This window comes from Streptomyces sp. NPDC057543, from assembly GCF_042801895.1.
Taxonomy (GTDB): Bacteria; Actinomycetota; Actinomycetes; order Streptomycetales; family Streptomycetaceae; genus Streptomyces.
This window is the reverse complement of sequence record NZ_JBHVFF010000277.1, coordinates 1-11414: the sequence shown is the minus strand read 5'-3', so window position 1 is coordinate 11414 and position 11414 is coordinate 1. Positions and strand designations below refer to the sequence as shown.

Genomic DNA, 11414 nt, shown 5'->3' with positions numbered 1-11414 from the left:
AGTCGCGGGAGGCCGTGCCGTCGATGGAGTTGGCGACGGAGCCGTGCTCGAAGCCGAGGTCGGCGGCGACCGCTTCCGGGTCCAGCCCGAGGGACGACCCGGCCAGTGCGCCGGAGCCGTACGGGGAGACGGCGGTCCGCTCGTCCCACTGGCGCAGCCGCTCGGCGTCCCGGGACAGGGACTGCGCGTGGGCCAGCACGTGGTGGGCGAAGAGCACCGGCTGGGCGTGCTGCAGATGCGTACGGCCGGGCATCGCGACGTCCGGGTGCGCCTCGGCGAGGCCGACCAGGGCGCCCTGGAGCTCGGCGATCAGACCGCCGATGATCCGGGCGTGGTCGCGCAGGTACATCCGGAAGAGGGTGGCGATCTGGTCGTTCCGGGACCGGCCGGCGCGCAGCTTGCCGCCCAGGTCCGGACCGAGGCGTTCCAGCAGGCCGCGCTCCAGCGCGGTGTGCACGTCCTCGTCGGCGACGGTGCCGGTGAACGAGCCGTCGGCCACGTCGGCCTCGAGCTGGTCGAGACCGGCGATCATGCGGTTCAGCTCGTCCTCGGTGAGCAGACCCGCCTTGTTCAGGACGCGCGCGTGGGCGCGGGAGCCGGCGATGTCGTACGGCGCGAGCCGCCAGTCGAAGTGGACGGAGGCGGACAGCTTGGCCAGCGCCTCGGCCGGACCGTCGGCGAAGCGGGCGCCCCAGAGGCGTACGTCGCTGTTGCCGTTGCCGTTGCTCACTGCGTGCTCCTCGGGAGGACAAGGGGGTGGATGTGCGACCGCCTCCCCGTGCGGAGAGCCGGGGAGGCGGTGACGTAACTACTGGGGGTCAGGCGAGGTCACGCTTCGCGGCGATCTTCGACGAGAGGCCGAAGATCTCGATGAAGCCCTGCGCCTTGGACTGGTCGAACGTGTCGCCCGAGTCGTACGTGGCGAGGTTGAAGTCGTAGAGCGACTGCTCGGACTTCCGGCCGGTGACGACGGCGCGGCCCGCGTGCATGGTCATCCGGATGTCACCGGTGACGTGCTGGTTGGCCTCGTTGATGAAGCCGTCCAGAGCGCGCTTGAGCGGGGAGAACCACAGGCCGTCGTAGACCAGCTCGCCCCAGCGCTGCTCGACCTGCCGCTTGTACCGGGCCAGCTCGCGCTCGACGGTGACGTTCTCCAGCTCCTGGTGGGCGGTGATCAGCGCGATCGCGCCCGGGGCCTCGTACACCTCGCGGGACTTGATGCCGACGAGACGGTCCTCGACCATGTCGATCCGGCCGATGCCCTGGGCGCCGGCCCGCTGGTTCAGCTGCTGGATCGCCTGGAGGACGGTGACCGGCTTGCCGTCGATGGCGACGGGCACGCCCTCCTTGAAGGAGATGACGACCTCGTCGGCCTCGCGCGGGGTGGCGGGGTTCTCGGTGTACTCGTAGATGTCCTCGATCGGCGCGTTCCAGATGTCCTCCAGGAAGCCCGTCTCGACGGCCCGCCCGAAGACGTTCTGGTCGATGGAGTACGGGGACTTCTTGGTGGTCGCGATCGGGAGGTTCTTCTCCTCGCAGAAGGCGATCGCCTTGTCCCGGGTCATCGCGTAGTCACGGACCGGGGCGATGCACTTCAGGTCGGGGCCGAGCGCGGAGATGCCGGCCTCGAAGCGGACCTGGTCGTTGCCCTTGCCGGTGCAGCCGTGGGCGACGATGCCGGCGTTGTGCTTGTTGGCGGCGGCGACGAGGTGCTTGACGATGGTCGGCCGGGACAGGGCCGAGACCAGCGGGTAGCGGTCCATGTAGAGGGCGTTGGCCTTGATCGCCGGGAGGCAGTACTCCTCGGCGAACTCGTCCTTGGCGTCCGCGACCTCGGCCTCGACGGCACCGCAGGCGAGCGCGCGCTTGCGGATGACGTCCAGGTCCTCGCCGCCCTGGCCGACGTCCACGGCGACGGCGATGACCTCGGCGCCCGTCTCCTCGGCGATCCAGCCGATGGCGACGGAGGTGTCCAGGCCGCCCGAGTAGGCGAGTACGACGCGCTCGGTCACGGGTTTCTCCTTACGGTGCAATCACTGATGGGTATAACTATGCAGTCCTCCGTATGCTTTGTCAAAGGCGCAGGTCGGAGTGGCGCGTCGAAACCGGGGCGAGGGCGGTGACCAGCGGCCACGACGGCTGCCGAGCGGTACGGCGACGGTCACGGGCGGCAGGCCCGTACCGGCGTCCCGCCAGCTGAAATGGCCCCGCCACGCGGGAGTTGACGACGATAATGGCCGCCATGGGAAAGACGTACGAGCGAATCGACGGACGGATCAGGGCCTTCATAGAAGAGCAGCACATCTTCTTCACGGCGACGGCGCCCCTGGACGGCGAGGGCACGGTCAACCTGTCCCCCAAGGGCGTCAGCGGCTCGTTCGCCGTCGTCGACGAGCTGACCGTGGCCTATCTGGACTTCGCGGGCAGCAATGCCGAGACCATCGCCCATCTGCGCGAGAACGGCCGCATCACGCTCATGTGGTGCGCCTTCCAGGGGCCGCCGAACATCGTGCGGGTGCACGGTCGCGGCGAGCCGGTGTTCCGTGACGATCCGCGGTTCGGCCCGCTGCTCGGCCACTTCCCCGACGTGGACCACCGCACGCACGGACTGCGCGCCATCATCGTGGTCGGGGCCGAGCTGATCCGGGACACCTGCGGATTCGCCGTGCCCTTCCTGTCGTACGACGAGGACCGGCCACTGCACGCGCAGCGCTTCGCCCGCGAGGACGACGCGTCGCTCAGCGGCTACTTCGAGAAGAAGGAGCACGTCGCGACGAGTATCGACGGGCTGCCGGGGCTGCCGCTCCCGCTGCCGGCCATGCCGGACTCGGGCGAGGGCATGGCAGGGAATTGAGCCGTCCCGAGCAGATTCGGAGGTGACACCCCGCCGGACGGTCTACTGCCGTGACCGGCAATGTTTGCCCCATGAAGAGCGTCGTCCGGTGCGTGCGATCGCAAGGCGGCCGGGAGCCCTTGGATGGGGTCTCCCCTGCTCGAACGAAGTTGAGAGCTCGGGGAAGGAGCTACCAGGGCTTTTGGCCAACGCGGAAGGGGGTCCCCCTGACCCTCAAGGCCTTGGGGGAGTGCGTGCTGGGCGGCGCGACGGGGCAAAGCTTGCCGGGAGGGGCACTAGCGTCCGTGGCATGCGCAGACCTCTGGTGACCGGCTCGGTACTGCTCGCGCCGGCGGGCTCGGTCGCGGCCCGGCCCGCCGCGGCGCCGATTCTCCCGGAACGGCTGGCCGACACCGGCGGCGGCACCCGGCTGATCACGGCCGAGGCCCCGGCCGCGGGGTCCACCACGGGCACCGTCACCTGGTGGAATCTGCGCCGGGGTACCTGGGTGAAGGGCGGCTCCACCCCCGCCCGGTTCGGTGCGAAGGGCCTGGCCGAGGGGGCATCACGCAAGCAGGGCACCAACACCACACCCACCGGCCTGTACGACCTGCCGTTCGCCTTCGGGACCAAGGCGGCGCCGGCCGGCACCGTCCACCCGTACCGCCGGGTCAAGAGCCGCTCGTGGTGGTGCCAGGACAACGCGGCGCGGTCCTACAACCGCTGGGTGGAGCCGCGGCCGGCGGACTGCCGGGCGAGCGAGGCGGAGCACCTGATCGCGTATCCGACGCAGTACGCCCGCGCGCTCGTCATCGGCTTCAACTACGCGCGTCCGGTACGGGGGCGCGGCGCCGGAATCTCCTGCACGTCAACGGGCCTGGCGCGACCGCCGGTTGTGTGTCCGTACCGGCGGCCGCGATGGACCGGATCCTTGACTGGGTGAATCCGGCCCGCCGTCCGCACATCGCCCCGCCGTCCGCACATCGCGATCGGGACCCGTTCGGGAGCGCTCGCGATCACCCGCTACCGAGACCGACCGGCACTTGCGTGACGCCGCCCCCGATTGCGGGTCGGTCCGAGGTGTTTCGGGCCGGCTCGGGCCCGCTCAGCGTTCTTTCTGGGCCAGTCGCAGCAGGTGGTCGGCGAGCGCCTGGCCGCCCGCCGGGTCACGGCTGATCAGCATGAGGGTGTCGTCGCCCGCGATGGTGCCGAGGATGTCGTGCAGTTCGGCCTGGTCGATGGCCGAGGCGAGGAACTGGGCCGCGCCCGGCGGGGTGCGCAGCACCACGAGGTTGGCCGAGGCCTCCGCCGAGATGAGCAGCTCGGCGGAGAGGCGCCGCATCCGCTCCTCCTTCGCGGACCCGCCCAGCGGTGCCTGCGGGGTGCGGAATCCTCCCTCGCTCGGCACCGCGTAGATCAGCTCGCCGCCGGTGTTGCGGATCTTCACCGCGCCCAGCTCGTCCAGATCGCGGGAGAGCGTCGCCTGCGTGACGCTCAGCCCGTCATCGGCGAGGAGCTTGGCCAGCTGGCTCTGTGAGCGCACCGGCTGCCGGTTCAGGATGTCCACGATCCGGCGGTGGCGTGCGGTGCGGGTCTGCGGCACGGACGGCCCGCCGTGCTCGGTCTCCTGCGCCTCGGTCATCGTCGTCGCCTCATTCTCCGGATCGTCCGTCCCCTTTTGCCGCGTCGAGAGCGCCCGGCAGTGCCTGGAGGAACGCGTCCACCTCCGTGTCACCGATGATCAGCGGCGGCATGAGCCGCACGACATCGGGGGCGGGCGCGTTCACCAGGATTCCGGCTCCCTGAGCCGCCTGTTGCACCTGAGGTGCCAGGGGCTCGGTGAGCACGATACCCAGCAGCAGCCCGGAGCCGCGGACGTGGGAGACCAGAGGGTGCCCGAGACCCTCGACTCCGTTCCGGATCTTCTCGCCGAGCCGCTTCACCCGGTCCAGGGCGCCGTCGGCCGCCAGGGTGTCCAGGACGGCGAGTCCGGCGGCGCAGGCGATCGGGTTGCCACCGAACGTCGTGCCGTGCTGGCCCGGCTTCAGCAGGTCGGCCGCCGGACCGAACGCGACGGTCGCGCCGATCGGCAGTCCGCCGCCGAGGCCCTTGGCGAGGGTGACGATGTCGGGCTCGACACCCTGGTGGGACTGGTGCTCGAACCACTGGCCGCAGCGGCCGATACCGGTCTGCACCTCGTCGAGGACGAGCAGGGTGCCGGTGGCCCGGGTGATCTCGCGGGCGGCCTCCAGGTAGCCCTTGGGGGGCACGACCACACCGTTCTCGCCCTGGATGGGCTCGATGATCACCAGGGCGGTGTCGGTGGTCACGGCGGCCCGCAGCGCCTCGGCGTCCCCGTAGGGGACATGGGTGACATCGCCGGGCAGCGGTTCGAAGGGCTCGCGCTTCTTGGGCTGTCCGGTGAGCGCGAGTGCGCCCATGGTCCGGCCGTGGAAGCCGCCGTCGGTGGCGACCATGTGGGTCCGCCCGGTCAGCCGGCCGATCTTGAAGGCGGCCTCGTTGGCCTCGGCGCCCGAGTTGGCGAAGTAGACCCTGCCCTCGCGGCCGAAGAGCTGGAGCAGCCGTTCGGCGAGGGCGACGGGCGGCGGCGCGATGTAGAGGTTGGAGACGTGGCCGAGGGAGGCGATCTGGGTGGAGACGGCCTCGACGACGGCGGGGTGGGCGTGGCCCAGCGCGTTCACCGCGATACCCCCGACGAAGTCGAGGTATTCGGTGCCGTCGGCGTCCCACACATGGGCGCCTTCACCGCGGACGAGGGACAGCTGGGGGGTGCCGTAGTTGTCCATCAGCGCGTGGCTCCAGCGCTGCGAGAGCTCCTGGTTGCTCATGAATCCCCCTGTGCGTCGGGCACGACCATCGTGCCGATTCCTTCGTCGGTGAAGATCTCCAGCAGGATCGAGTGCTGGACCCGGCCGTCGATGACGCGGGCGGTCTCGACGCCATTGCGCACGGCGTGCAGGCAGCCCTGCATCTTCGGCACCATGCCGCTGGACAGCTCGGGCAGCAGCTTCTCCAGCTCGGTGGCGGTGAGGCGGCTGATCACGTCGTCGCTGTTGGGCCAGTCCTCGTAGAGGCCCTCCACGTCGGTGAGGACCATCAGCGTCTCGGCGTTCAGCGCGGCGGCGAGTGCGGCGGCCGCGGTGTCGGCGTTGACGTTGTAGACGTGGTCGTCGTCGGCGGAGCGGGCGATGGAGGAGACGACCGGGATCCGGCCGTCGTCCAGCAGCGCCTGGATCGCTCCGGTGTCGATGGCGGTGATCTCGCCGACCCGGCCGATGTCGACGAGTTCGCCGTCGATGTGGGGCCGGTGCTGGGTGGCGGTGATCGTGTGGGCGTCCTCGCCGGTCAGGCCGACGGCGAGCGGGCCGTGCCGGTTGAGCAGGCCGACGAGCTCGCGCTGGACCTGTCCGGCCAGCACCATCCGTACGACGTCCATCGCCTCGGGCGTGGTGACGCGCAGACCGGCCTTGAACTCGCTGATCAGGCCCTGCTTGTCGAGCTGGGCGCTGATCTGCGGGCCGCCGCCGTGCACGACGACGGGCTTGAGGCCGGCCTGGCGCAGGAAGACGACGTCCTGGGCGAAGGCCGCCTTCAGCTCCTCGTCGATCATGGCGTTGCCGCCGAACTTGATGACGACGGTCTTGCCGTTGTGCCGGGTCAGCCAGGGCAGCGCCTCGATGAGGATCTGCGCCTTCGGGAGTGCGGTGTGCTTCCGCGCCGGGGTCATGAGCTGTACGCGCTGTTCTCGTGGACGTAGTCCGCGGTGAGGTCGTTGGCCCAGATGACGGCCGACTCGGTGCCTGCCGCCAGGTCAGCGGTGATCTCGACCTCGCGGTAGCGCATGTCGACCAGGTCGCGGTCCTCGCCGACTCCCCCGTTCTTGCAGACCCAGACGCCGTTGATGGCGACATTCAGCTGATCGGGCTCGAAGGCGGCCTTCGTCGTACCGATCGCGGACAGGACGCGGCCCCAGTTGGGGTCCTCGCCGTGGATGGCGCACTTCAGGAGGTTGTTACGGGCGATGGAGCGGCCCACCTCGACGGCGTCGTCCTCAGTCGCGGCGTTGATGACCTCGATCCGGATGTCCTTTGAGGCGCCCTCGGCGTCACCGATGAGCTGCCGGGCGAGATCGGCGCAGACGGTCCGTACGGCCTCGGCGAACTCGCCCTGGTCCGGGGTGATTCCACTGGCGCCGGAGGCCAGCAGCAGGACCGTGTCGTTGGTCGACATGCAGCCGTCGGAGTCGACCCGGTCGAAGGTGGTGCGGGTGGCGGCGCGCAGCGCGGTGTCCAGCGCCGGGGCGTCCACATCGGCGTCGGTGGTGAGGACGACCAGCATGGTGGCGAGGCCCGGGGCGAGCATGCCCGCGCCCTTGGCCATGCCACCGACGGTCCATCCCTCGCCGCCCGCGACGGCGGTCTTGTGGACGGTGTCGGTGGTCTTGATCGCGATGGCGGCCTTCTCGCCGCCGTGCTCGCTCAGCGCCGCGGCGGCGGTCTCGATGCCGGGCAACAGCTTGTCCATCGGGAGCAGCGTCCCGATCAGTCCGGTCGAGGCGACCGCGATCTCGCCCGCGCTGTGGCCGGGGAGGACCTCGGCGGCCTTCTCGGCGGTGGCATGGGTGTCCTGGAAGCCCTGCGGGCCCGTACAGGCGTTGGCGCCACCGGAGTTGAGCACGACGGCGCTGACTTCGCCGCCCTTCAGTACCTGCTCCGACCAGAGGACGGGGGCGGCCTTGACGCGGTTGGAGGTGAAGACGCCCGCGGCGGCGTGACGCGGACCGTTGTTGACCACGAGGGCCAGGTCCGGGTTACCGCTCTCCTTGATTCCCGCGGCGATGCCCGCCGCGGAGAACCCCTGTGCTGCCGTGACACTCACGGTGCGACTCCGATCGTGGAAAGACCTGTGTCCTCGGGAAGTCCGAGGGCGATGTTCATGCTCTGCAGGGCGCCGCCGGCGGTGCCCTTGGTGAGGTTGTCGATGGCGCTGATGACGACGATCCGGCCCGCTGCTTCGTCGTACGCGACCTGGATCTGCACCGCGTTGGAACCGTGGACGGCCGCCGTGGCGGGCCACTGCCCCTCGGGGAGCAGGTCGACGAACGGCTCGTCGGCGAACGCCTTCTCGTACGCGGCGCGGAGGGATTCGGCGCTCACGCCCGGCTTCGCCTTCGCGCTGCACGTGGCGAGGATGCCGCGGGGCATCGGCGCCAGGGTCGGCGTGAAGGAGACGGTGACCGGTACGCCGGCCGCCGCACTGAGGTTCTGGATCATCTCGGGGGTGTGCCGGTGGCCCCCGCCGACGCCGTACGGGGACATGTTGCCCATCACCTCGGAGCCGAGCAGATGCGGCTTGGCCGCCTTGCCCGCCCCCGAGGTGCCGGACGCGGCGACGATCACGGCCTCGGGCTCGGCCAGCTGGGCCGCGTACGCCGGGAAGAGCGCGAGCGAGACGGCGGTCGGGTAGCAGCCGGGCACCGCGATGCGCTTGGTCCCCGCCAACGCCGAGCGCCCGCCCGGCAGTTCGGGCAGACCGTAGGGCCAGGTCCCGGCGTGCGGCGAACCGTAGAACTTCTCCCAGTCCGCGGCGTCCTCGAGCCGGAAGTCGGCGCCCATGTCCACGACGAGCACCTCGTCACCGAGCTGCTCGGCGACGGCGGCGGACTGCCCGTGCGGAAGGGCGAGGAAGACGACATCGTGCCCGGCGAGCACCTCGGCCGTGGTCGGCTGCAGCACCCGGTCGGCCAGCGGCCGAAGATGCGGCTGCAGCGCACCGAGCTTCTGCCCCGCGTTGGAGTTGGCGGTGAGGGCCCCGATCTCGACCTGGGGGTGGACCAGCAGGAGACGGAGCAGCTCCCCACCGGCGTATCCGCTCGCCCCTGCCACTGCTGCACGTACCACCATCGAAATCCTCCTCGTCGATGGCATGACTATACGCAGTGATGCACTTTTATGCAATGATCGCCCGGCAGACCTCGCCGGGAGCGAAGGAGTTCATCAGCCCAGCGCGCGGTCGAGACCGAAGGCCGCGCTGATCAGCGCCAGGTGGGTGAAGGCCTGCGGGAAGTTCCCGGTCTGCTCCCCGGTGTGGCCGATCTCCTCCGCGTACAGACCGAGGTGGTTGGCGTACGTGAGCATCTTCTCGAACGCGAGTCGGGCCTCGTCCAGGCGGCCGGCCCGGGCCAGCGCCTCGACGTACCAGAACGAGCAGATCGAGAACGTGCCCTCGTCGCCCCGCAGTCCGTCCGGGCTGGCCTGCGGGTCGTAGCGGTAGACCAGCGAGTCGGACACCAGGTCCTCGCCCAGCGCGTCCAGCGTGGCGAGCCACTTCGGGTCGGTCGGGGAGACGAACTTCGCCAGCGGCATCATCAGCAGGGACGCGTCGAGGACGTGGCCGTCCTCGTACTGGACGAAGGCGTGCCGCTCGTCGGACCAGCCATGGCGCATGATCCGGCGATAGATCGCATCCCGGGCCCGCCCCCACCGCACGATGTCGACGGGCAGGCCGCGATGCTGGGCCAGCCGCATGGCGCGCTCGATGGCCACCCAGCACATCAGTCGCGAGTAGAGGAAGTTCTTGCGCCCGCTGCGCGCCTCCCAGATCCCCTGGTCGGGCTGGTCCCAGTGGTCGCACACCCAGTCGACCACCTCACTGATGCTCTCCCAGTGCGCACTGGAGATGGGCTGCCCCCACTTGTTGTAGAGGTAGAGGGCGTCGACGAGCGCCCCGTAGATGTCCAGCTGCAACTGGTCGACGGCATCATTGCCGACGCGTACGGGGGCCGAGCCCCGGTACCCCTCGAGATGGGTCAGCTCGCGCTCGGGCAGCTCACGGCGCCCGTCGATGCCGTACATGATCTGCAGCGGACCGGTCGTCCCGGTCACTTCGAGGGGGACATGTTCGGAAAGGAAACCCATGAAGGCCTCGGCCTCCTCGGTGAAGCCGAGCCTGAGCAGCGCATACACACAGAACGCTGCGTCACGGATCCATACGTAGCGGTAGTCCCAGTTGCGCTCGCCTCCGATGCGTTCGGGCAGGCTGGTGGTCGGCGCGGCGATGATGGCGCCGGTCGGTGCGTAGGTGAGCAGCTTCAGGGTGAGGGCGGAGCGCTGCACCATCTCCCGCCAGCGACCGCGGTACCGCGACCGGGACAGCCACCGCCGCCAGTACCCGACGGTGGCGTTGAACTGCTGCTCCGCCTCGGACAGCGGGCAGAAACGGGGCGCCACGTCGCCGCCGACCCGGTCGAGGGCGAAGACCGCGGACTCGCCCTCGTGCAGCTTGAACAGCGACCATACGTCCTGGTCGGCGACCTCGAGCGGCACACTCGACGTCAGCGCGAGAGTGAGTGAGGGCGATTCGAAGACGGCCTGGCCATGCTGTGCGTGCACGGTGTGCGGCTGCGCCCCGTACCCGAAACGGGGGGCCACACGGGCGCGGAACGGCAGCGATCCGCGGACGCACACCACGCGGCGGATCAGCCGGTGCCGGTCGGCCTCGCGCGAATCGTCGAGCACCGGCATGAAGTCCTGAACCTCGCCGACCCCGTCCTCCGCGAAGAAGCGGGTGATCAGGACGTTGGTGTCGGGGAAGTAGAACTGCTTGGTACGCGTCGGGGCATCCGCCGCGAGCTCGAAGAACCCGCCACGGTCGGCGTCGAGGATCGACGCGAAGACACTGGGCGCGTCGAAGCGCGGGCAGCAGTACCAGTCGATGGTGCCGTTGGTGCCCACCAGCGCCGCGCTGCGCAGGTCGCCGATCAGTCCGTGCTCGGCAACGGGCAGATAGCGGGGCCCGCCGACACCCGGAGATGCGCCGAAAGCACTGAACGTCCCGGCGCTCGCGTTGGCCTCAACAGTCACATCGGGCCTCCCTGAGCCTGCGCGCCCCTTCTTCAGGCTAACCAGTCGTCGACGTGCAGGACAGCGGGAGTGCGGCGCCGCGGTGCCCCCTCCTGCTGCCACGTCGGCGGGCCCGGCACCGTGCCCGCCCGTCGGCGCCGAGCGCATCGATGTCAGGATGGTTCCATGACGAGCAAGGTTTACTTCGACATCACCATCAATGACGAGCCCGCTGGGCGGATCACGTTCAAACTGTTCGACGACGTCGTTCCCAAGACCGCGGAGAACTTCCGCGCGCTGGCGACCGGCGAGAAGGGCTTCGGCTACAAGGGCTCCTCGTTCCACCGGATCATCCCCGACTTCATGCTGCAGGGCGGCGACTTCACCCGCGGTGACGGCACGGGCGGCCAGAGCATCTACGGCGCCAAGTTCGCAGACGAGAACTTCAAGCTCGCGCACACCAAGCCGGGCCTGCTCTCCATGGCCAACGCCGGCCCCAACTCCAACGGCTCGCAGTTCTTCATCACGACCATCGTGACGTCCTGGCTGGACGGCAAGCACGTGGTGTTCGGCGAGGTCGACGACCAGGAGAGCATGGACCTGGTCAAGAAGATCGAGGCCCTCGGTTCGCGGAGCGGCCGCCCCTCAGCGAAGATCACGATCGCGGACAGCGGCGTCCTCTGACCCGCAACCGCTGAACGAGCGCGCCCCCGACGGTC

Annotated in this window: 10 protein-coding genes and 1 pseudogene; 3 read left to right on the top strand and 8 right to left on the bottom strand. The window is 70.0% G+C overall.

Features of this window, described 5'->3' with window-relative positions; translation table 11 throughout:
* Nucleotides 1-730: lyase family protein (locus ACFU8Q_RS33085; protein WP_384461263.1), on the bottom strand; the 730-nt coding region annotated here is incomplete at its 3' end.
* Between the two features lie 88 nt (nucleotides 731-818).
* A complete protein-coding gene (locus tag ACFU8Q_RS33080; RefSeq protein ID WP_283850718.1) occupies nucleotides 819-2012 on the bottom strand; it encodes an argininosuccinate synthase in 1194 nt (397 codons plus the stop codon).
* Between the two features lie 230 nt (nucleotides 2013-2242).
* On the opposite strand from ACFU8Q_RS33080, the gene ACFU8Q_RS33075 reads away from it, so the two are divergent.
* Both ACFU8Q_RS33075 and ACFU8Q_RS33070 read left to right on the top strand, forming a co-directional pair.
* On the top strand, nucleotides 2243-2854 hold the full coding sequence (locus ACFU8Q_RS33075; protein ID WP_384461260.1) for a pyridoxamine 5'-phosphate oxidase family protein: 612 nt from the start codon (nucleotides 2243-2245) through the stop codon (nucleotides 2852-2854).
* Between the two features lie 289 nt (nucleotides 2855-3143).
* Nucleotides 3144-3884 (top strand): annotated as a pseudogene (locus ACFU8Q_RS33070) (L,D-transpeptidase family protein).
* A 54-nt stretch (nucleotides 3885-3938) separates the two neighbouring features.
* Here ACFU8Q_RS33070 and ACFU8Q_RS33065 read toward each other — a convergent pair.
* The 6 genes from ACFU8Q_RS33065 to ACFU8Q_RS33040 form a co-directional block, all read right to left on the bottom strand.
* Entirely contained in the window at nucleotides 3939-4475 is a 537-nt protein-coding gene (locus tag ACFU8Q_RS33065) for an arginine repressor (protein WP_266745179.1), read from the bottom strand.
* Nucleotides 4476-4485: 10 nt separating this feature from the next.
* Nucleotides 4486-5682 carry an acetylornithine transaminase gene (locus ACFU8Q_RS33060; protein ID WP_384461257.1) on the bottom strand — a complete coding sequence of 399 codons (1197 nt, stop codon included), beginning with the start codon at nucleotides 5680-5682 and terminating at the stop codon, nucleotides 4486-4488.
* Entirely contained in the window at nucleotides 5679-6581 is a 903-nt protein-coding gene (gene argB, locus ACFU8Q_RS33055) for an acetylglutamate kinase (RefSeq protein ID WP_384461254.1), read from the bottom strand. Before argB ends, ACFU8Q_RS33060 begins: the two co-directional genes overlap by 4 nt.
* On the bottom strand, nucleotides 6578-7732 hold the full coding sequence (argJ, locus tag ACFU8Q_RS33050; protein ID WP_384461251.1) for a bifunctional glutamate N-acetyltransferase/amino-acid acetyltransferase ArgJ: 1155 nt from the start codon (nucleotides 7730-7732) through the stop codon (nucleotides 6578-6580). Before argJ ends, argB begins: the two co-directional genes overlap by 4 nt.
* The gene (gene argC, locus ACFU8Q_RS33045) at nucleotides 7729-8757 is read right to left on the bottom strand and encodes an N-acetyl-gamma-glutamyl-phosphate reductase (protein ID WP_384461248.1); all 1029 of its coding nucleotides are present in this window, start codon (nucleotides 8755-8757) and stop codon (nucleotides 7729-7731) included. The genes argJ and argC overlap by 4 nt, the downstream gene beginning before the upstream one ends.
* 93 nt (nucleotides 8758-8850) lie before the next feature.
* Complete coding sequence (locus ACFU8Q_RS33040; protein WP_384461265.1) at nucleotides 8851-10638, bottom strand: glycoside hydrolase family 15 protein; 1788 nt, start codon at nucleotides 10636-10638, stop codon at nucleotides 8851-8853.
* Between the two features lie 243 nt (nucleotides 10639-10881).
* Here ACFU8Q_RS33040 and ACFU8Q_RS33035 point away from each other — a divergent pair, with 243 nt between their 5' ends.
* Entirely contained in the window at nucleotides 10882-11379 is a 498-nt protein-coding gene (locus tag ACFU8Q_RS33035) for a peptidylprolyl isomerase (protein WP_384461245.1), read from the top strand.
* The last annotated feature ends 35 nt before the right edge of the window (nucleotides 11380-11414 follow it).

Excerpts from the sequence above, each read along its gene's own strand:
- ACFU8Q_RS33075 (WP_384461260.1), top strand. The coding sequence starts at position 2,243 with ATGGGAAAGACGTACGAGCGAATCGACGGACGGATCAGGGCCTTCATA.
- ACFU8Q_RS33065 (WP_266745179.1), bottom strand. The coding sequence starts at position 4,475 with ATGACCGAGGCGCAGGAGACCGAGCACGGCGGGCCGTCCGTGCCGCAG.
- ACFU8Q_RS33060 (WP_384461257.1), bottom strand. The coding sequence starts at position 5,682 with ATGAGCAACCAGGAGCTCTCGCAGCGCTGGAGCCACGCGCTGATGGAC.
- argB (WP_384461254.1), bottom strand. The coding sequence starts at position 6,581 with ATGACCCCGGCGCGGAAGCACACCGCACTCCCGAAGGCGCAGATCCTC.
- argC (WP_384461248.1), bottom strand. The coding sequence starts at position 8,757 with ATGGTGGTACGTGCAGCAGTGGCAGGGGCGAGCGGATACGCCGGTGGG.
- ACFU8Q_RS33035 (WP_384461245.1), top strand. The coding sequence starts at position 10,882 with ATGACGAGCAAGGTTTACTTCGACATCACCATCAATGACGAGCCCGCT.